Origin of the sequence: Thermosynechococcus sp. PP555 (genome assembly GCF_031583225.1) — a bacterium.
Classification (GTDB): domain Bacteria; phylum Cyanobacteriota; class Cyanobacteriia; order Thermosynechococcales; family Thermosynechococcaceae; genus Thermosynechococcus.
Map to the genome: position 1 here is coordinate 775147 of NZ_CP134168.1, position 19640 is coordinate 794786.

Genomic DNA, 19640 nt, shown 5'->3' on the forward strand with positions numbered 1-19640 from the left:
AATCACACGTTAAGAACAAATAACCATTATAACCGTTGACTGAGCGATCGCAAGATCTTGGCCGCCAGCATTGCCGCCCCAAAGCCATTGTCAATATTGACGACACCAATGCCGGGGGCACAGGAGTTGAGCATTGTCAGTAGCGCTGCCAAACCGCCAAAATTCGCGCCATAGCCAATACTGGTGGGTACAGCAATCACGGGTACCGAGACTAGCCCCGCCACCACACTGGGCAGTGCCCCCTCCATGCCCGCAACCACAATGAGCACGGCCATCTCCTCTAGGCGATCGCGCACACTCAACAGCCGATGAATTCCCGCCACCCCCACATCCCAAAATCGCTCAACCCCAAATCCTGACAGTTGCAACGTCACTGCTGCCTCTTCGGCCACGGGTAGATCCGCTGTGCCGGCACAGACCAAGCCCACCGGCAGGGGAAACTGCGGCGGCAAAATGGGGGCTGTACTGCAAATCCGTGCCTTTTCAAAATAGTGCAGTCCACCAACGCGCGATCGCAGCGCCTCAAACACCTCGGAGGAAATGCGCGTGGCCATCACACAGGGATAGTGGGGACGCATCCGCTGCAAAATCTCGACAATCTGCTGCGGGGTTTTGCCGGGTCCCCAAATCACCTCTGGAAAGCCGGTGCGCTGCTGCCTTTGGTGATCAATGCGTGCAAAATCGCCAATGGGTTCGTAGGACAGGTGTTGCAGTTGGCGATAGGCGGTCTCTACGCTCAGTTGTCCTTGGGCAACTGCCGTCAAAATTTGCCGCAGTGAGTCGGGCATTTAGCCTCCAATTCCCAAGCGACCCGCTAGCCCCGGCGCCATCGGGATCAAGGTAGCGGCCATCAGGAACAACAGCAGCAGACCAAGACCAGCACGGGTATCATCGGGTTCGGTGATCTCATCGAGACTGGGCTGATCCATATCCCGCTGCAACAGCAGAATCACCAACGCCCAATACAAGGCCAAGGGGTTGACGATCGCCACCAAGCCCAAGACCACAAGGGTAATAATCGTCAGTCGTTTGGCGGTTTTGGTACCGTAAATGGCTTGAATAATCCGCCCCCCATCCAGTTGTCCTGCGGGCATCAAGTTCAAGGCCGTCATGATCAAGCCCAGCCAGCCCAAAATCACAAAGGGATGCACCACCACCACTTCACTTTGCAACTGCTGCCCCAAAAAGAGCTTGGCGATCGTCCCCACCAAAATCGAGCCTTGGAAAAAGAGGGTCGGCACCTCTAACCCCTGACTCGTGGGCGAGAGAACAAGGCCAATGGCCAACAGCAGCAGCGAAACACTACCAGCCGCGATCGCCCCTGCTGCACCAATGTCAAAGAGTTGACTGCGATTGGCAAGGAAGGATTCAATGCGGGTCATGGCTCCAAAAGTCCCCAACTGCCACGCGGGTAAAAAGATGGGCGGCCCCAAGCGTGCCCGATAGCGTTTGGCCATTAGCCAGTGACCCCCTTCCCGTATAGCGGCAATGCCAAAGAGACCCAAGGCAAAGGGGAGCGATCGCTGGAAGAGGCCAGTGGTTGGATTTCCCAGTAAGCTAAACCCCTGCAGGATGGCACTGGTCTCGAGACAGGTTCCAAGGGTGGCCACCGCCAAGAAAACCGCTGCCAGCTTCTGAAGATTGCCCGAGCGAATTGGTTCGGTCGTCATTGGTAAAATCACGACCATCGGCTTGCCCTCCCCATTGGCCACCATAAAAAGGCGATAGCGATCGGGCAAGGCGGCCTGTAGGCGTTCAGTGAGTTGCTGATGCACCACTTTGGCCTCTCCCCGCAGATTCCCCGGGCAGATCACGCCCCCTTTGTAGGGAATGTAGTCGGTGGCGAAGTAGGTATCCACGCTAAAGATACTTTGAATGGCTTGTAGGTCTTCGGCGGGAAGGCTGGGTCGTGCAGTAGGCTGGGCTGGGGTCGTCTGCTCTGTGGTGGCTTGCTCTAGTTCCGAACGGCCAGAGGGAGCAGAGGGTAGGGGCAATTCGGCGGTGGCCGCCAGCGATCGCAACCAACGGCCAAGGGCAACATAGGCCACAATCGAGAACACCAGCCCAAAGAGCACGGCAGCAAAGTTAATCACAATCCCAAAGCTGAGGCTGCCAAAAACCACTAGCCAAGGGAGCATCAGGACAAGGGTTTGCAGCCAAGCCACAATCCCCAGCTTGCCGTAGGGCAGGTTGCGGTACAGTCCCCACGCCAGTAGGGCGATCGCCCCCGCCAATAGGCCTACCGTAATAATCATGCGTTACCTCCCGCGTTTGCAAACGTTAGCGCGTGGCCATAGTGGTCAGTTGGGTCAGAACTTGACTGGCACGCTCTGTAAATTGCTGCATACCATTGGCATCAAAGCCCCGCTGTGACAATAGAGCCAAATCGTAGATATACTGACACAGCTTTTCGACCAATGCACCCGTTTCTGAGGTACCGCTGGTTTGAATAATCGTGCCTTGGTTGAGGCTGAGGAGATTTTGCACCAAGGGATGGGCGGTATTGACAACCAAGATATGCTCCTCTGGCAACTGCGCATTGGGTTGCTGCTGCATCATCGCCATCATCTCCTGCATCCGCCGACTGGTTTCGGGCAACAGGATCATTGCCGGGGGGGCATCGGCCTTGAGGGCCTCGGTGCGAATGGTCAGTTTCGGCTTTTTCAGCACAGATTCAAAGAGCGCCTTGATCTGCTCACTGCGGGTTTTGTTGGTAGCTGGGTCAATGATTTCGCTCTCTTTGCTCTTGTCAATCAGGGTTTCATCCAGTTCAGCGTCCACCCGCAGAAACTTGACATCGCGGTAATTTTGCTCCAGCCACGGCACAAAGTGGGTATCAATGAAACTGTCCATAAACAGGACTTCAATCCCTTGGCTTTTAAGCAGTTGCACGTAGGTGGCTTGGTTCACCTCATCGGTGCAGTAATAGACGCGCTTGCCTTGGCGCTCTTGGTTGCGCTCGAGGTACTCCTTGAGGGTGGTGTAGGTTTTGCCATCCACTTGGATGCCCCCCTCACTGGCCCAGACATCCTCGCTCTCTTTGGAGATGAGTTCGGCCGTGGTGCGGTAGATGAGAATATCTTCCACCTGCTTTTTGAACTTCTCATCGTTGATGGAACCGAATTTGACAAAGGTGCCCAAGTCTTGCCACGAGCGTACGTAGGCCGCCGGGTCTTCGCGGTATAGCTCCTTCAGGCGATCGCCCACCTTTTTGGCAATGTAGTCGGCAATTTTGCGCACCGTGCGATCGTTTTGCAGGAAACTGCGGGACACATTCAGGGGAATGTCGCTGCTGTCAATGACCCCCCGCAAAGGCAGCAAAAAGCGCGGGATCACCTCTTCGCAGTTATCGCTGACAAAGACTTGGTTGCAGTAGAGCTTAATTTGCCCTTTGGTGACATCAATATCGGGGCGCAGTTTGGGAAAGTAGAGAATGCCATTGACCACAAAGGGATAGTCGGTATTGAGGTGAACCCAAAGCAGCGGGTCTTCTTGAAAGGGATAGAGATAGCGGTAAAACTCGAGATAGTCTTCTTTGCTGAGGCTATTGGGAGAACTCTTCCAAGGGGCAATTTGTTTATTAATTTGCTCACCCTCTAGCTTAATTGGCACCGGCAAAAAGTCACAGTATTTGCGCACCAATTCACGAATGCGGCCGGGTTCTAGGTACTCCAACTCACCCTCTTGCAGGGTTAGGGTGACGGTTGTCCCAACACTGGTGCGCTGACCATCGGAGAGGGTAAATTCAGTGGAACCATCACAGGTCCAATGCACGGGGACAGCACCTTCGCGGTAGGAGAGGGTATCAATTTCCACCCGTTCTGAGACCATGAAGGCGGAGTAAAAGCCAAGGCCAAAGTGACCAATGATTGCGTCTTCCCCTTCCCCTTTGTACTTTTGAACGAATTCTTCGGCACTGGAAAAGGCCACTTGGGTAATGTATTTTTTGACTTCCTCGGCGGTCATGCCAATGCCGTTGTCGGCGATCGCCAGCTTTTTGTTTTCTTTGTCAATCGTGATCGTCACTTCCGGGTGATCCACATCGCCGCTATATTCCCCAGAACGTGCCACCATCCGCAGTTTTTGGATTGCATCTACCGCATTGGAGACCAGTTCCCGCAGGAAAATCTCATGATCGGAGTAGAGCCACTTTTTAATGATTGGAAAAATGTTCTCAGTATGGATTGAAATGGTTCCCTGTTCCAACATGATGCTTCCCGTGAGTGTATTCTTGGTCAGACAACCTCTAGTGTATCGGTAGGGGTTGCCCTTGCTGTTGGTGGAAAACCGATCTCTCCATCGCCTCCCAAAGAGTGACAATGACGGTATTGGCCATCAGAAATCCTTCTGGCTGGGTCAAGTGCAGGCGATCGCCCGTCAAAGAAAGTGTCTCTGGAGACATGTTTGCCGCTGCTGCTTGTAGGGCTTCAACCCACGACATCGGAAATTCATCCGCCAGAGCAGTTAAAGAGAGGCCATCCCTGAGGCGCAAGCCCAGCATCAGGGTTTCCAACCAGCGATCCCACTGGGCATCTGGACTGACTTGATTGAGGCTCTCGGGTAAACTTTGCAGCCATTGATAGTATTCACGGCGGGTACGCGGACGGCTGAGGCGACGATGCCCGAGATAACTGGTGGCGCCCATGCCAAAGCCATAGTAGGGTTGATTGCGCCAATACACTTGATTGTGACGACAGGCAAACCCCGGTCGGGCATAATTGGAAATTTCGTAGTGATCGTAGCCCGCTGCGGTTAAGATTTCGTGGCCAAGGCGATAGGCAGCGGCGGCCTGTTCTTGGGTGGGTAGGGGGGCTGCTTCGGGTTGATAGCGTTTGCTGAAGACGGTTTTTGGCTCAATGATCAGGTCGTAGATGGATAGATGGGTAGGGTTGAGGGCGATCGCTTGCTCTAGGGAGCGTTGCCAACGCTGCAGGGATTGATTCGGTAGCCCCAAAATGAGATCCATGCTCCAATTTTCCACCCCAACCTCGTGAATCAGAGCCACTGCACGCTCAACATCGGTCACATCGTGACTACGGCCACACACTTGCAATAGCTCATTGTCAAAGGCCTGTACACCCAAGCTGACGCGATTCACCCCTACCCTGAGATAGGCCTGCAATTGTTTTAAGTCAAATGTCCCCGGATCCATTTCCATGGAAATTTCTGCCCCTTGGGCAATGCCTATTTGGCGATCGAGGGCTTCCAGCAGTTGGCCAATGTATTGAGGCGGGACTAGAGACGGTGTTCCCCCCCCAAAAAAAATCGTTTGGAGTGGTGGCGGCTCAGCAGGGGTGTGGGCAATTTCTTGACAGAGTGCAGCCACATACTCTTGGATAAGTGACTCTGCCAGCGTCGGAGAATCTCCCACTACCGTAATCGGAAAGTCACAGTAGAAGCAGCGGCGCCGACAAAAGGGCAGATGAATGTATGCGGCTCTAGTCATTGTTTTCTTAACTGGTTTGTGATGAAATCTGGTCAGGCAGCCGACCTTTGGCAACCAATAACTCCCATGCCCGCAAAACAGCGACCAAATCAGAGGCAAGGCGGTATTCATTGGCTTCAGCAAAGCGCACCGTTGCGGTGGGGGTCGAGACGAGATGAATAGGCACCGGTCGCTCTAGGGGTGTGGGTACAAAGTCAAAGCCATTGAAGCGCTCAAACCGGCGATCGCTCAACCATTGATTAAATTGACTGACTTGAGCAGGTGTCACTGTGCGTAGGGTGCGGCTGAGGGTTTCCCCGCGAGCATTGGTGGTTTGCTGCACAATCCGACCATCGTTATAAAGCAGTGTCGTTGTTGTTGAGGGTGAACGATTTCCAGAGGCATCACTTTGCCGAATCACGCGAAAACTCACGCCCTCAGGAAGGGGGGGCGGCAACTCCTCTGGACTCAGGCGTTGCGGTCGCTGAATGAGGGTGCCGATCATCCGACTGCCAGCGGCATCCCAAAGAATCAGGGAACCACTTTGATTGCTGCGATAGACCCACTGCTGGGGGTAAGGCGCCTTGGGATTTGTCAGGGTAATTTCCCAACCGGGGGTTAAACGCTCAGCACAATCCACCCGCAATCCCCCCAAGCCCAAACAGCCATCAGACCAAACTTTGGGCTGAACTTGAACCACGCTAATTTGCGCTGGTTCCTCACCAAACTGCTCGGCAGCGATCGCGATCGCCCGCGTAATGATCTCTGGAGCTGGTGTTGCTGCTTGCACCACAAGAGGCACTGCCACTGCCAAGAGGGATGTCCAACCATTCATTAACAAAGTCTCTACCCTTTGACCATCATCATAAAAAAAGACCGCCCCCGATGAAGAGGCGGTTCCTTATAACTAAACGCTAGTTAGCGTTGCTCTAGGAATTAGCCGTTGATGCTAGGAGCAATCATGGCCACAGGAGCAGACTCAGCGCTGGCCAAGTCTAGGGGGAAGTTGTGAGCATTACGCTCGTGCATCACTTCCATACCCAAGTTGGCACGGTTGATGATGTCAGCCCAGGTGTTGATCACGTTGCCTTGAGCATCGACAACGGAGTGGTTGAAGTTGAAACCGTTGAGGTTGAAGGCCATCGTGCTGATACCCAGAGCGGTGAACCAGATACCGATCACCGGCCAAGCGGCGAGGAAGAAGTGCAGCGCACGGCTGTTGTTGAAGCTGGCGTATTGGAAGATCAAGCGACCAAAGTAACCGTGGGCAGCCACAATGTTGTAGGTTTCTTCCTCTTGACCGAATTTGTAACCGTAGTTTTGAGACTCGGTTTCGGTGGTTTCACGGATCAAGCTGGAGGTCACCAGAGAACCGTGCATGGCGGAGAACAGAGCACCACCAAAGACACCAGCCACACCCAGTTGGTGGAAGGGGTGCATCAGGATGTTGTGCTCCGCTTGGAACACCAGCATGAAATTGAAGGTACCAGAGATACCGAGGGGCATCCCGTCAGAGAAGCTGCCTTGACCAATGGGGTAGATCAAGAACACAGCGGTAGCGGCAGCCACAGGAGCGGAGTAGGCCACACAGATCCAAGGCCGCATACCGAGGCGGTAGCTGAGTTCCCACTCACGACCCATATAGCAGAAGACACCGATCAAGAAGTGGAAGATGATCAGTTGGTAAGGGCCACCGTTGTAGAGCCACTCATCAAGGGAAGCAGCTTCCCAGATGGGGTAGAAGTGCAAGCCAATGGCGTTGCTGGAGGGGACAACCGCACCCGTGATGATGTTGTTGCCATAGATCAAGGAACCAGCGACAGGCTCACGAATGCCATCGATGTCCACAGGGGGAGCAGCGATGAAAGCAATCACGAAGCAGATGGTAGCAGCGAGCAGAGTGGGGATCATCAACACACCGAACCAGCCCACATAGAGGCGGTTGTTGGTACTGGTAACCCAGCTACAAAATTGCTCCCACAGGTTCAGTTGCTCGCGACGTTGTAAAACAGTCGTCATAGTGATAAGTCCTGTTGAACAAGATGAATGAATGTTACAAACCGTTTACACTCCCAAATCGAGTCCCTGAGAGGCCTCAGGCGCACCCGCTGGCGTTGTGCAACGGAATGTAACCTTATATTAACCAATCTCTCAGGAAAATGTAAAGGGTTGTGTCTGAATTTTATATTTTGTTAATGATTTCTCAGGGATCAGGGGTGGTCACGCGCGATCGCCAGTGAAGAGTTAGCGGCGCCGCCACCAGACAAAAACGGCTGAGCCAAACCCGACAAGGGGCAACAGAAAGACACTGATAATCTCTAGCCAACGACTGGTGGTGACATTGAGTTGCAGGCGGCGATTGGTGGTTTCGCGCGGCCGAATCGAGAGTGCCTTTTGGTCGCGATCGCCCAACCAGAGCACGGAATTGACAAAGAGATCACTATTAATCCCTTGGTAGGCAATCACGCCATCGGTGGCGAATTCCGAATCCCCAAAGACCACCAAGCGGGCTTCCTTCGGTGGGTTATCACTCAACTGACGGGTAATCGCTACACCAATCGGCAGCGGCCCTTTGGTATCGACACCTTCAGTGAATTCAAGGTTGCCCGACTGCCAGTCGGTTTCCGCCCAAGTTTGCGGGCCCGAGAGGGCAATTTCCACAATGTCATCATCCTTCACAGGATCAATGCGAATGGCTTGCGCGCGGGGAAAGACACTCGGACCTTGGGCAAAGCGTTGAGTAATCGGGTGATTGCCATAGGTGGTGACAATAATCGTATCGGGACCGAGTCCCACCTGTTGACCCACACCAGAGCCGTCAATCACCCAGCGATTATCGAGGGTGAGTCCCCAGTTTTTCAGTAAATCATCCAGACCGGCGTTGACATCGACATCGAGCATTAGCAAAAGGCTACCACCCCGATTCAGGTACGCCTTGAGCAGATCCTGCTCCAGACGCAAAAAGGGTTGCCGCGGTCCAGCGACCACAATGACATTCGCATCCTCAGGAATTTTGCCCTTCTCCAGCAAATTCAGGGGCAGGAGTTCCACATCTCGCTGTTCGAGGAGTTTAGCCACTTCACTGAGACTGGCGGAGCCACCTGTGAGGGGAAGTTCATTGTGCCCCGTAGTGAAATAGGCACGGATCGTGCGATCGCTCGTCACCCGAATCAGGGCAGGGGTGAGGTTACTTTCGGAAAGGTCTTCATCAATGCGCTGCGTTTTCTCGCCCGCCACAACAATCACTTGCCCCACTTGAGTCACGTTGTACTTTTTAGCAAGGGCGGGTTGCTCTTGGGGGTCAATGAACTCAAATGAAAACTGGTTGCTGGCCTGACGGCGGTACTGTTCCAACAACAGGCGATCGCGACTGGCAGCATTGGCATCAAACACCAATACCCGCACCGGCTGATCCAAAGTTTGCAGAACATCACGGGTTTCTGCCGCTAGGGTAAAGGCACGGTTTTCGGTGAGATCGATTTCAACACTGTAGCGATCGGCCAAAAAATTGACGATGCCCAATAGAGCAATCACCGCAATCACAGTCAGGAGGGCATTCGTACTGGTTTGGGTAGAACGCCGCCCCCAAAACCCTGTGGAGACGCGACTTTGCTGGATCAGCCACAGCAGTAGGGCAATCCCCCCCAAAGCTAAAAGGCTCAAGGGTAACCAATTCCAGCGATTGGTGACGATGCCAGCACTCAAGCCAGCAATGATCAAAAGTGGCGCCGCCCACAGCAATACCGTGGTCAATCGTTCGGGTGAGCCTAGGGCAAAGCGTTTCATGACCGGTACCCCCTAATTGCGCTGGTAACGAAAGGCATCAATGGACTGTGCCGTGAGGAAGATGCCGAGGAAAATATAACTACCAAAGACAACAAGACTACTGCTGCGGAAAATTCCCCGTGTCAGGTTGGTAAAGTGCTCTAGGGGTGAGACGTAGGTGAGGATATCACTGAGATTCCCGCCGGTATTTTTAGCCAAGACATCCAGCACCCAGAGAATCAGCAACACCGCAAATCCCAAAATGGCCGCCAAGATCGTGCTATCCGTCAACGATGAGAGAAACATCCCCAAGGAGAGAATGGCTGCTGCTAAAAGAATCAATCCGCCATTGCCCGCCAGAATTAGCCAAGGGGAGAGGGGGGGCGTACTCTGCTGGAGCGCCACAAACTGATAGACAATCACGGGCAGCAACAGCGTGGTATAAAACGTGAGCACTGCCAAGAGTTTACCCGTTGCCACACACCAGTTCGTAATCGGTGAGGTGGCCAAAAGTTCGAGGGTGCCGCGTTTGCGTTCTTCGGTGTACAGTCCCATCGAGAGCATGGGCAAAATGACTTGGGAAATGGAGCCGAGGAGTCCAAGGAAACTTTCGAGGATGAGCTTGGGAACGTCAATGGCTTGGCTCGGCGCCCCAAACTGTTGTTGCAGCAAATCCTGCTGAGCCACTTGGCTAATAATTGTCGTCATCACAACGAGGAAAAACAGGCCGCTGAGCAGCCAGAACACCCCGGCAATCACATAGTAGAAGGGGGCACTAAAGTAACTCTGGAGTTCGCGGCGATAGATGGCAAGAATGTTGGCAAGGAGGACACGCAGCCCGTGGAGGGAAACGCTAAGCACGGGCTTCTTCGGTGGTATCGCTGGGTTCTGCGGTGGGTTCATCGGTCGTTAGCTTCAAGAACACCTCCTCTAGGTTGGCACGGGAGCGGCGCATTTCAAAGAGTTGCACCCCATTTTGGACAAGGAGACTGGCGAGATCGGCACCGATTTCTGAAGGACTGCTGACCTGAAGTTGCTGTCGCCCTTGGGGAGTGCTATTGCCCCATGTGATCTGTTGCAGAGCAGGCAACTGTTGGAGGAGGGATTCAATAGCGGCGCGATCGCCCACGAGTTCGAGGTCATAGGTGTAGCTACTGCTGAGGCGTTGCAGCAGTTCATCCAGTTGGCCAATGCCCGCCACTTCGCCTTTATTGATAATCACGGCGCGATCGCAGGTCATGCTCACTTCCGCCAAAATATGGGTAGAAAGGATCACTGTATGCTGCCCCGCCAAGTTTTTAATCAGGTTGCGCACCTCAATAATTTGCCGCGGATCGAGACCCACCGTGGGTTCATCCAGAATGATGGCTGGCGGATCATGAACGATCGCTTGGGCAATGCCGACCCGCTGCCGATAACCCTTCGAGAGTTTGCGAATAATGGTGCGTTGCCGATCCCAGAGGCCGCAGCTTTTGAGGGCATATTCCACCCGCTGGGGGCGATCGCCCGCACTGACGCCCTTGATGCGAGCCACAAAGTGCAAATAGCCCGCCACCGTCATTTCCGTATAGAGGGGGGGATTTTCTGGCAGATAGCCAATGCGCTGCCGCACCGCCATCGGATTCGTGTGGACTTCATAGCCTGCAATAGATGCTGTGCCACTCGTTGCCGGTAGATACCCCGCCAAAATCCGCATTGTGGTGGTTTTGCCTGCGCCATTGGGGCCAAGGAGACCGAGAATCTCACCACTGGCCGCTGAAAAGCTGACATCCCGCAGCGCGACGGTTGTACCGTAAACCTTGGTCAGGTGTTCGACCTGAATCATGGCGTTTCCTCAACTCGTTCTACGGGAAACATTGACACACAATATAGCCGTTTTCCTCATCAAATACTGAGGACTTGGATAGTGGTATTTTGGGGCAGATTGGCTGCCGATAGACTGAGGGAGGCACCCCCACTGCGGCGAACCGGGGTTCCCTCCATAACTTTCAAAAAGTCCTCTAGCCCCGTCAGATCACAATTATTGGGGTCAGCCGCTGCCGTGCGATAGTGGGAAGGAATGACCAAACGGGGTTGCAAAACTTCAATGGCTGCCTTGGCCTCCTCAGCCCTATAGGCTTTGTCACTTCCTCCCACTGGCACAATCATCACATCAGGCCGTCCCATGAGAATGCGTTGTTCAATCGTGATCGGCATGGCAATGCCGCCCATATGCAAAAGATTGATGCCCCCCTGCTGCCAGCGCCAAACCACGTTGACGCCAAAGCGCAAGCCACCGACGCGATCATGACTGGTGCGGATGCCCTGAATACTCAAACCATTGACTTTATAGGAACCGGGTTGAAAAAGCAGTTTAGGCCGACCGGGTAAGCCTTCGATGTAACCCTCGTCCAAGAGGCGACTGCTAATCATGACAATATCCGCAGTGACACGGGGAGGCCGCAATCCTTTGGTGCAACCAATGGGACGGAAGGGATTCACCAGTACCCGCTGACCACTGCCGGTGAAGAGAAAGCAGGTGTGGCCAAACCATTGCAGAGAGAGACCCCCCCCTTGGGCATGGGCTGCCCAGTGTCCACTCAGGCTGGCGATCGCCCCAATTTGTGCCCAACGCAAGAACTGCCGCCGTTCCATTTTCTCTCCCCACACTCCTATTTTCAGCTCAGTGTACCGAAAAGTGGCTGGCTCACAATGATGGACTGGACAGCCGTCGCAAAAAGTTCCGTAGCAGGTCTTTGCCGCAGGTGGTGAGAATGCTCTCCGGATGGAATTGCACCCCTTCCAGCGTCGGATAGTGGCGGTGGCGCACCCCCATAATCAGGCCATCCTCTGTCCAAGCCGTAATTTCCAATAGATCAGGGCAACTGTCACGATCAATAACAAGGCTGTGGTAGCGGGTTGCGGTAAAGGGTTGGGGCAAGTCTTGGAACACCCCCACACCACTGTGGTAAATTTCTGACGTTTTGCCGTGCATGAGGGTTGGTGCAAGCGTCACCGTGCCGCCAAAAACTTCACCAATTGCTTGATGTCCCAAGCAAACCCCCAAGATGGGTAGTGTGCCAGCATAGGTGCGGATCAGGGCTTCAGAAATCCCCGCATCGGCAGGGCGACCCGGACCAGGAGAAATCACAATACCTGCAGGGGCGAGGGCAGCGATCTCATCGAGGGTGATCTTGTCGTTGCGAAAGACGCGCAGATCCGCAGCAACTGGGAACTCCTGCGCTAGCTCTCCTAGGTACTGCACAAGGTTGTAGGTGAAGCTGTCGTAGTTATCAATAACGATAAGCAAGGGGGCAACGTCCTCTATCTTTTTTATTCTTTATGATCCTACTACCCAGAGGTTTTCTGAATGGTACGGCTCTCCTGTCGCGGACACGCTTTTGAACCTGTGGCAGCGGTGGTGTTTGATAAGGATGGCACCCTCGCAGATGTTGCTGAGTACTTGAAAGAGCTGGCGATCGCCCGCGCTGCGGCAGTTGCTGATCATTTCCCCAATCTCAAGCAATTGTTGCTCCAAGCCTTTGGCGTAAGGGGGGAGCACTTGGATGCAGGGGGATTGCAAGCTGTAGGAACACGGCAGGAGAATCTGATTGCCGCAGCAGCCCTTGTTGCTAGCCAAGGGGTTTCATGGATTGCTGCCCTAGAGCTGGTGAGCACCGCCTTTGAAGCAGCAGAGCTAAAATTTACAACCAAAGCAGCGTTAACCCCTCCCCTGCCGAGGGTGATTGAATTGGTACAACAGTTGCATGGAATGAACTGTGCCTTGGCGATTATTTCTGGCGATCGCAGGTCGGAAATCGAGGCTTTTTTAGACACCTATCACCTGAAGCCCTTTTTCCAATGCTGGCAGGGGGGAGATGAGCCACCCACGAAGCCCGATCCGCAGGTACTCCTGAGGGTGTGCGATCGCCTTGGGGTGCGACCCAATCAAACCGTGGTTATTGGCGATGCCGATAGTGATGGCCTCATGGCGCAGCGGGGGGGGGCAGCGGGCAGCATTGGTGTTACGTGGGGTTGGCCTTCACCTCCCAAGCTCAATTGCTTTGACTGCCTTGCCACCTCCCCTCTAGAGATTCAAATAGCACTTGACCCCCGTACAGAAAGAAATTCTTGTGGGTAGTTGCACTACGGAAAAGCCTACCCGACAGAAATCTCTACTGTGCTGCGGGGAGGAAAATAGCCTAGGGGGTCTTAAGATACTCTATGGCCAATATTGTTGGCCGTCTTTGTCCTTGCAGGGAGCATTGGTAATGCGCCCCTTATCATCATATTGACAAGGACGGTCTTTAGGTCGACCCGTATGATTGGGTTTTTTATTCCTCTGAGCAGTTGATGAAGGCTCTGAAGACGTTGGTGAATCTAGAGATACACAGCTTTGTAACGTTGGATTCCAGACTTTTGGTGGATGACACAGAATTTCCTGAGTTCTATTCGGAGAATACTCCTCTATTGGTGGTGGTTCAGTAGGTAATCGCTTGGGACTCGGCTGTTTAATTGTAATATTCTGGGGACGAGCAGGTACTGTCCAAGTAGGTGTAGAAATGGGTGTTCCTGTAGATGGGGAATTGCTTAGATTGTTTGCAGAAGGAGTTGCTGATTCAGCATAAGCAGTGCCCACCGTACAAACAATTGCCAGCGCACTAGCAAAAAGTAAGCTACCACGCATATTCTGTCTCCTTTGAAGAGTAACAATAGTCTCAATTTTTGCTTGCTTGCCGCTGAGCACAGCGGTAGGCTTAGTGACGTTTGTGAGTCTCCATCGGTTCCCAGCGGAGAAGAAAATTAGCCTCTCAGAATCATTACTTAGAGCAAATCCTAAAACCTATCGATAATCCTCTTAATTAATAAGTATTACTGAGCGTTACTAACTGTGAAGGGAGTAGTGCAGATAAACCTCATTGCCCACGGGCAAGACATTCAGGAGCGTCAACCTCCCTGAGAAGGCAATCTCCTCTGGATAGAGGCTAGGCGCTACCGACCCTAGGAGGAGGGGGCAGAGGGTCAACCACAATTCGTCAATGGCAGCCATCTGCAACAGGGAGGCGAAAAGCTGTCCTCCTCCCAACACGGCCAAGGTTTGTACACCAGCCCCTTGAATGTGCCTAAACGCCTGTGGCCAGTCAATCTCCGCCACCCCAGCAGACCAACAGTGATCAAAGGCAGTGGATCCTTGCCAGCGGCTGGCGCCTTTCTCGGTGGTCAGCAAAGCGCGCGAAATGGGCTGGCGAAAGAAGGGAAGATTGAAGTCTAATTCACCACGGGCAGAGCAGACAATTTGCAGCGGTTGGGGCGATCGCCCTTGGTGCTCCCGCTCAGCAATCAGATGGGGAGACTGAAGGCGCATCGCTGTCCCCCCCAAACGCAATGTTGTCGCCCCAAAGAGTACCGCATCCACCTGTGCCACCTGCTGCTCAAGGTGCTGAAAGTCATAGGCCGAGGCAATGCGCTGACCCAAAGCATCGGCACGAGCAAGGCGGCCATCTAAACTACTGGCCAAAACTGCAATGGTGTAGGGGCGATAACTATTGGGTTGACTCAATGGAGCATCACTTTTTCCGTTGCTGCAGCGGACTCATCATACCACTGTAGCCAAGGCTGGGGGTTGCCATCATGGACAAAAACATGATCTGCCCTTTCTTGCACTTGCAGCTTACAACAGGGAATCGTATCGGCAAGAAGGGCACTAGCCATGGTGCCGCTGTGAACCTCCAGTTGTCCCGCTGGCGGTGATTCAAAGAAAAGCCGTTGTCCTGGAAAAACGACTCGCTCAAAATACCAATTGGGAATATTAGTAATGCGCACCACCTGAATTCTGCTAGTGGCGTTGACATAACAGCAGAGGATGCGATCGCAACTATCGCTAGGGACGGGATCAAAGATTTGCGGCATAGGAAGTAATGGTTTCTTATAGGGACGTGTCTTTACCCTTGTTAGCCTAACATTGCCAATTCGATCCAGTTGTAAACTCAACTACAGGATGGACAGTTCATCCTTTCCTTGAGTTCCCGTGATCCCCTGTTGGAAAGGCGCAAATGTGTTAAAACCTAAACAGCGATAGAGATTTATTAAGAATTTAGCGTTTCCATAGATCTTGGGCTAGCCTATGTCCCCGCGTGTCCTTTACATCCGTCTCCCCTGCAATCCCATTTTTCCCATTGGCGTGGTTTATCTGGCTGACTACATCCACAAGCAACTGCCAAGCATCGAGCAGCGGATTTTTGATCTGGGGACGGTACCGCCCTTGGATTTTCGTCGTGCCCTTGCCCAAGTGATTGATGACTTTGAACCCACGCATCTGGTTTTTTCTTGGCGGGATATTCAAATCTATGCCCCTGTGGGGGGACGGGGCGGCAATCCACTGCAACATGCCTTTGAGGTCTATTACGCCCGCAATCCCTTGGTGAAGCTACGGGGGGCGATCGGGGGTCTGCGGGTGATGAGTGCCTACTATGGTGAACTCTGGCGAAACCTCAATTTAATCCGTTTGGGACTCCACCATGCCAAGCGTCACCATCCGCAAGTCACGACCATTGTCGGTGGCGGTGCCGTCAGTGTTTTTTATGAACAATTGGGGTCTCAATTGCCCAAAGGCACCATTGTTTCCGTTGGTGAAGGGGAAACGCTGCTGCACAAAGTCCTAACGAACCAGCCAATTGCCGGGGAGCGTTGCTACATTGCGGGTGTGGAAAAGCCCCGCGATCGCCTGATCCACGAATGGCCAACCCCCATCGAAAAAACCGCCTGCAACTACGACTATATTGAGACGATCTGGCCCGAATTTGAATACTACCTTCAGGGGGGTGACTTTTATATTGGCGTGCAAACCAAGCGCGGCTGTCCCCACAACTGCTGCTACTGCGTCTATACCGTGGTTGAAGGCAAACAGGTGCGCATCAACCCTGCTGAAGAAGTCGTCGCCGAAATGCGCCAGCTCTACAATCGCGGTGTGCGCAACTTTTGGTTTACCGATGCCCAGTTTATCCCCGCTCGCAAATTTATCCCCGACGCGATCGCCCTGCTGCGGGAAATCCTGAAAGCAGGCATGAATGATATTCACTGGGCAGCCTACATTCGTGCTGACAACCTCACCCCCGAACTGTGTGACCTGATGGTGCAAACGGGGATGAATTACTTTGAAATCGGCATTACCAGTGGCTCCCAAGAATTGGTGCGAAAAATGCGCATGGGCTATAACCTGCGCACCGTGCTGCAAAACTGCCGCGATTTGAAAGCCGCCGGCTTCAACGCCCTCGTCTCTGTGAACTACTCCTTCAATGTCATTGATGAGCGACCCGAAACCATCGCCCAGACCATTGCCTACCACCGTGAACTAGAAGGCATCTTTGGCGCTGACAAGGTGGAGCCAGCCATTTTCTTTATTGGTCTGCAACCCCACACCCATCTTGAGGCATATGCCCTTGAACACGGCATTTTGCGCCCCGGCTACAACCCTATGAGCCTGATGCCTTGGACGGCCAAGAAACTCCTCTGGAACCCAGAACCCATGGGATCCGTCTTTGGCGAAGTGTGCCTAGCGGCTTGGCGACTCAATCCCAATGACTTTGGCCGCACGGTCATGGATCTACTGGAGGAGCGATTTGGCCGTGCCCCTCTCGAGGCGGCATTGTCAGCACCCCTTGCGGAGACTCGTCTTGTGCATCGTTAAAAAAAACGCAATAAAATGACCATTCCCCCTTAGAATGTTTCCTAGATCATTTCTGGCAATGAGTTAGTAAACAGAGGAAGGGATCAGGTGGTTAGAGTCGCTATCAATGGTTTTGGGCGCATCGGTCGGAACTTCATGCGTTGCTGGTTACAGCGGAAAGCCAATAGCAAGCTAGAGATTGTAGGCATCAACGATACCTCCGATCCCCGCACCAATGCCCATTTGCTGAAGTATGACTCGATGCTAGGCATTTTCCAAGATGCCGAAATCAGTGCTGACGACGACTGCATCTATGCTGGTGGCCATGCGGTCAAATGTGTCTCTGATCGCAACCCCGAAAATCTGCCTTGGAGTTCGTGGGGAATTGATCTCGTTATTGAAGCCACCGGGGTTTTTACCAGCCGTGAAGGTGCCAGCAAGCACCTGAGTGCCGGTGCGAAAAAAGTCTTGATTACAGCACCCGGTAAAGGCAATATTCCGACATACGTGGTGGGAGTGAATCACCACACCTACAATCCCAGTGAAGATATCGTCAGCAATGCCAGTTGCACCACCAACTGCTTAGCCCCCATTGTCAAAGTGCTCCATGAAACCTTTGGCATTCAGCAGGGGATGATGACGACGACCCACAGCTACACGGGGGATCAACGCTTACTCGATGCCAGTCACCGCGATCTGCGGCGGGCACGGGCAGCAGCGATGAACATTGTGCCCACCTCTACGGGGGCTGCTAAGGCAGTCGGATTGGTGATTCCCGAGTTGCAAGGTAAGCTGAACGGGATTGCCCTGCGGGTACCCACCCCCAATGTCTCTGTGGTTGATTTTGTTGCTCAAGTGGAAAAACCCACCATTGCTGAGCAGGTGAACCAAGTGATCAAGGAAGCCTCGGAAACCACAATGAAGGGGATTATCCACTACAGTGAATTGGAGCTGGTGTCTTCGGACTATCGGGGTCACAACGCCTCCTCGATTTTGGATGCGTCCCTCACGATGGTGATGGGGGGCAATCTAGTGAAAGTGGTGGCTTGGTACGATAACGAGTGGGGCTATAGCCAGCGGGTTCTGGACTTGGCAGAGCACATGGCCGCTCACTGGGCTTAGTCGTTTCATTTTAAGGATTGGTTCGCAACTCACGATGCAAGATAAATCGATGTTAATGATTCCGGGGCCTACGCCGGTACCGGAGTCGGTTCTTCTGTCCCTCAGCAAACATCCCATTGGCCATCGCAGCGGTGACTTTAGCGAGATCATGGCGGCGGTGACGTCAGGGTTGAAATGGCTGCATCAAACCACGAATGATGTGCTGATTTTGGCGGCCAGTGGCACAGGGGCAATGGAGGCCGGGATCATTAACTTTCTCAGCGCGGGCGATCGCGTGCTCGTAGGCTGTAATGGTAAGTTTGGCGATCGCTGGGCAGAGGTGTGCGATGCCTATGGCCTGAAAACGGAGCGCATTACGGCACCTTGGGGACAACCCCTCAACCCCGATGACTTCAAAACCGCCCTCGAGGCAGACACGGCCAAAACCATCAAAGCGGTGATCATTACCCACAGTGAGACCTCAACGGGCGTGATCAACGACTTAGAGGCAATCAACCGCCACGTCAAAGCCCACGGCCAAGCCCTGATCATTGTGGATGCCGTGACCAGTCTGGGCGCTGTGAGTGTGCCCATTGACGAGTGGGGGTTAGATGTTGTCGGTTCCGGTTCCCAGAAGGGGTATATGATCCCGCCGGGCTTGGCGTTTGTCAGCGTCAGTGCCAAGGCTTGGGAAGCCTACAAGACAGCCACGTTGCCGAAGTTCTATCTTGACTTGGGGAAATACCGCAAGGACGCTGCCAAGAACACAACCCCCTTTACGCCACCGGTGAATCTCTTCTTTGCCCTGAAGACCGCACTGGAGATGATGCAAGCAGAGGGCTTAGAGAATATCTTTGCCCGCCACCACCGCTTGATGCAGGCCACCCGCGCCGCTATGAAGGCACTCAACTTGCCCCTTTATGCGGCGGATCACTGTGCCAGTCCCGCGATTACGGCGGTGGCACCCCAAGGAGTGGAGGCCGAAAAGATTCGCAGCCTAATGAAAAAACGCTTTGACATTGCCCTAGCGGGTGGTCAAGATCACCTCAAGGGGCAAATTTTCCGAGTGGGTCACTTGGGTTTTGTCAGCGATCGCGATATTTTGGCAGCCATCAGTGCGCTTGAAGCTGTGCTTGGCGAATTGGGGTATAGCAACTTTAGCCCCGGCGCTGGGGTAGCGGCTGCCAGTCGTGTATTGACCACGGCCTAAGTGATGGAGCCTTGGTTGCAGCCACCAGCAGTCCAGCAGGCACGACGTATTTGCGCCAGTTTTCAGCACTGGACGGGGCGATCGCTCCTAGCTGCTCCGGCTGGGGATGACTTGAGCCTAGCACAGCAGTTGTTTCACTGGTCACAGCCCGTTCTCTCCCATGGGTGTGAGGCCGATCCCATCCTCAACTATGGCAACCAAGCCGCTCTCACCCTGTGGGAACTCTCTTGGCCGGAATTGGTGCAGCTTCCTTCGCGGCTGACGGCAGAACCCATGGCTCAAACTGAACGAGCAACCCTCCTTGCCCAAGCAGCCCGCCAAGGCTATGCCAACAACTACAGTGGTGTTCGTATTTCTCGTTCTGGGCGGCGGTTTCGCATTGAAAATGCTTGGATTTGGACTGTTTTGGATGAAGCGGGCAATCCAGTTGGCCAAGCAGCAACGTTTAATCAATGGCAGTTCCTGTAGCATTGATCTAACCTCTTGCGTATAAG

19 protein-coding genes are annotated in these 19640 nt (G+C 53.6%); 5 read left to right on the forward strand and 14 right to left on the reverse strand.

Features of this window, described 5'->3' with window-relative positions:
* Positions 1-26 precede the first annotated feature (26 nt).
* The 11 genes from larB to RHH27_RS03635 form a co-directional block, all read right to left on the reverse strand.
* Positions 27-788 (reverse strand): nickel pincer cofactor biosynthesis protein LarB, encoded by a 762-nt coding sequence (gene larB / locus RHH27_RS03585; RefSeq protein WP_302678866.1) that lies wholly within the window; start codon positions 786-788, stop codon positions 27-29.
* Positions 789-2255, reverse strand: a complete 1467-nt coding sequence (locus tag RHH27_RS03590) for a site-2 protease family protein (RefSeq protein ID WP_206201098.1) — start codon at positions 2253-2255, stop codon at positions 789-791. It lies immediately after the preceding gene.
* 25 nt (positions 2256-2280) lie between these two features.
* Positions 2281-4209: a molecular chaperone HtpG gene (htpG, locus tag RHH27_RS03595; protein ID WP_302678867.1), complete on the reverse strand. Its 1929-nt coding sequence runs from the start codon at positions 4207-4209 to the stop codon at positions 2281-2283.
* Positions 4210-4246: 37 nt separating this feature from the next.
* Positions 4247-5446: a radical SAM family heme chaperone HemW gene (gene hemW, locus RHH27_RS03600; RefSeq protein WP_302678868.1), complete on the reverse strand. Its 1200-nt coding sequence runs from the start codon at positions 5444-5446 to the stop codon at positions 4247-4249.
* A gap of 7 nt (positions 5447-5453) precedes the next feature.
* Positions 5454-6260 (reverse strand): hypothetical protein, encoded by an 807-nt coding sequence (locus tag RHH27_RS03605; protein WP_302678869.1) that lies wholly within the window; start codon positions 6258-6260, stop codon positions 5454-5456.
* Positions 6261-6361: 101 nt separating this feature from the next.
* Complete coding sequence (gene psbA, locus RHH27_RS03610) at positions 6362-7444, reverse strand: photosystem II q(b) protein (protein ID WP_181495653.1); 1083 nt, start codon at positions 7442-7444, stop codon at positions 6362-6364.
* 225 nt (positions 7445-7669) lie between these two features.
* A complete protein-coding gene (locus RHH27_RS03615) occupies positions 7670-9211 on the reverse strand; it encodes a Gldg family protein (RefSeq protein WP_302678870.1) in 1542 nt (513 codons plus the stop codon).
* A 12-nt stretch (positions 9212-9223) separates the two neighbouring features.
* Positions 9224-10027: an ABC transporter permease gene (locus RHH27_RS03620; RefSeq protein WP_190278347.1), complete on the reverse strand. Its 804-nt coding sequence runs from the start codon at positions 10025-10027 to the stop codon at positions 9224-9226.
* Positions 10028-10043: 16 nt separating this feature from the next.
* Positions 10044-11015, reverse strand: coding sequence for an ABC transporter ATP-binding protein (locus RHH27_RS03625; RefSeq protein WP_302678871.1), 972 nt, complete (start codon positions 11013-11015; stop codon positions 10044-10046).
* A gap of 59 nt (positions 11016-11074) precedes the next feature.
* Positions 11075-11824 (reverse strand): MBL fold metallo-hydrolase, encoded by a 750-nt coding sequence (locus RHH27_RS03630; RefSeq protein WP_302678872.1) that lies wholly within the window; start codon positions 11822-11824, stop codon positions 11075-11077.
* A 52-nt stretch (positions 11825-11876) separates the two neighbouring features.
* Positions 11877-12479: an aminodeoxychorismate/anthranilate synthase component II gene (locus RHH27_RS03635; protein WP_302678873.1), complete on the reverse strand. Its 603-nt coding sequence runs from the start codon at positions 12477-12479 to the stop codon at positions 11877-11879.
* Positions 12480-12539: 60 nt separating this feature from the next.
* Here RHH27_RS03635 and RHH27_RS03640 point away from each other — a divergent pair, with 60 nt between their 5' ends.
* Positions 12540-13310 (forward strand): HAD family hydrolase, encoded by a 771-nt coding sequence (locus tag RHH27_RS03640; protein ID WP_302678874.1) that lies wholly within the window; start codon positions 12540-12542, stop codon positions 13308-13310.
* Positions 13311-13391: 81 nt separating this feature from the next.
* On the opposite strand, the gene RHH27_RS03645 is transcribed toward RHH27_RS03640, so the two are convergent.
* From RHH27_RS03645 to RHH27_RS03655, 3 genes are all read right to left on the reverse strand, one after another.
* Positions 13392-13856 carry a hypothetical protein gene (locus RHH27_RS03645; protein WP_302678875.1) on the reverse strand — a complete coding sequence of 155 codons (465 nt, stop codon included), beginning with the start codon at positions 13854-13856 and terminating at the stop codon, positions 13392-13394.
* Between the two features lie 198 nt (positions 13857-14054).
* Positions 14055-14729, reverse strand: a complete 675-nt coding sequence (locus RHH27_RS03650) for a RibD family protein (RefSeq protein WP_302678876.1) — start codon at positions 14727-14729, stop codon at positions 14055-14057.
* Positions 14726-15079 carry a DUF1830 domain-containing protein gene (locus RHH27_RS03655; RefSeq protein ID WP_302678877.1) on the reverse strand — a complete coding sequence of 118 codons (354 nt, stop codon included), beginning with the start codon at positions 15077-15079 and terminating at the stop codon, positions 14726-14728. Before RHH27_RS03655 ends, RHH27_RS03650 begins: the two co-directional genes overlap by 4 nt.
* Positions 15080-15293: 214 nt before the next feature.
* Here RHH27_RS03655 and RHH27_RS03660 point away from each other — a divergent pair, with 214 nt between their 5' ends.
* From RHH27_RS03660 to RHH27_RS03675, 4 genes are all read left to right on the forward strand, one after another.
* Positions 15294-16856, forward strand: a complete 1563-nt coding sequence (locus RHH27_RS03660) for a photosystem II high light acclimation radical SAM protein (RefSeq protein ID WP_302678878.1) — start codon at positions 15294-15296, stop codon at positions 16854-16856.
* A gap of 87 nt (positions 16857-16943) precedes the next feature.
* Positions 16944-17957, forward strand: a complete 1014-nt coding sequence (locus RHH27_RS03665; protein WP_206201109.1) for a type I glyceraldehyde-3-phosphate dehydrogenase — start codon at positions 16944-16946, stop codon at positions 17955-17957.
* A 34-nt stretch (positions 17958-17991) separates the two neighbouring features.
* Positions 17992-19146, forward strand: coding sequence for an alanine--glyoxylate aminotransferase family protein (locus RHH27_RS03670; protein ID WP_302678879.1), 1155 nt, complete (start codon positions 17992-17994; stop codon positions 19144-19146).
* A 3-nt stretch (positions 19147-19149) separates the two neighbouring features.
* On the forward strand, positions 19150-19614 hold the full coding sequence (locus tag RHH27_RS03675) for an MEKHLA domain-containing protein (protein ID WP_206201600.1): 465 nt from the start codon (positions 19150-19152) through the stop codon (positions 19612-19614).
* The last annotated feature ends 26 nt before the right edge of the window (positions 19615-19640 follow it).

Excerpts from the sequence above, each read along its gene's own strand:
- psbA (WP_181495653.1), bottom strand. The coding sequence starts at position 7,444 with ATGACGACTGTTTTACAACGTCGCGAGCAACTGAACCTGTGGGAGCAA.
- RHH27_RS03670 (WP_302678879.1), top strand. The coding sequence starts at position 17,992 with ATGCAAGATAAATCGATGTTAATGATTCCGGGGCCTACGCCGGTACCG.
- htpG (WP_302678867.1), bottom strand. The coding sequence starts at position 4,209 with ATGTTGGAACAGGGAACCATTTCAATCCATACTGAGAACATTTTTCCA.
- RHH27_RS03630 (WP_302678872.1), bottom strand. The coding sequence starts at position 11,824 with ATGGAACGGCGGCAGTTCTTGCGTTGGGCACAAATTGGGGCGATCGCC.
- RHH27_RS03590 (WP_206201098.1), bottom strand. The coding sequence starts at position 2,255 with ATGATTATTACGGTAGGCCTATTGGCGGGGGCGATCGCCCTACTGGCG.
- RHH27_RS03655 (WP_302678877.1), bottom strand. The coding sequence starts at position 15,079 with ATGCCGCAAATCTTTGATCCCGTCCCTAGCGATAGTTGCGATCGCATC.
- RHH27_RS03625 (WP_302678871.1), bottom strand. The coding sequence starts at position 11,015 with ATGATTCAGGTCGAACACCTGACCAAGGTTTACGGTACAACCGTCGCG.
- RHH27_RS03640 (WP_302678874.1), top strand. The coding sequence starts at position 12,540 with ATGGTACGGCTCTCCTGTCGCGGACACGCTTTTGAACCTGTGGCAGCG.
- RHH27_RS03660 (WP_302678878.1), top strand. The coding sequence starts at position 15,294 with ATGTCCCCGCGTGTCCTTTACATCCGTCTCCCCTGCAATCCCATTTTT.
- hemW (WP_302678868.1), bottom strand. The coding sequence starts at position 5,446 with ATGACTAGAGCCGCATACATTCATCTGCCCTTTTGTCGGCGCCGCTGC.
- RHH27_RS03645 (WP_302678875.1), bottom strand. The coding sequence starts at position 13,856 with ATGCGTGGTAGCTTACTTTTTGCTAGTGCGCTGGCAATTGTTTGTACG.
- RHH27_RS03615 (WP_302678870.1), bottom strand. The coding sequence starts at position 9,211 with ATGAAACGCTTTGCCCTAGGCTCACCCGAACGATTGACCACGGTATTG.
- larB (WP_302678866.1), bottom strand. The coding sequence starts at position 788 with ATGCCCGACTCACTGCGGCAAATTTTGACGGCAGTTGCCCAAGGACAA.
- RHH27_RS03675 (WP_206201600.1), top strand. The coding sequence starts at position 19,150 with ATGGAGCCTTGGTTGCAGCCACCAGCAGTCCAGCAGGCACGACGTATT.
- RHH27_RS03605 (WP_302678869.1), bottom strand. The coding sequence starts at position 6,260 with ATGAATGGTTGGACATCCCTCTTGGCAGTGGCAGTGCCTCTTGTGGTG.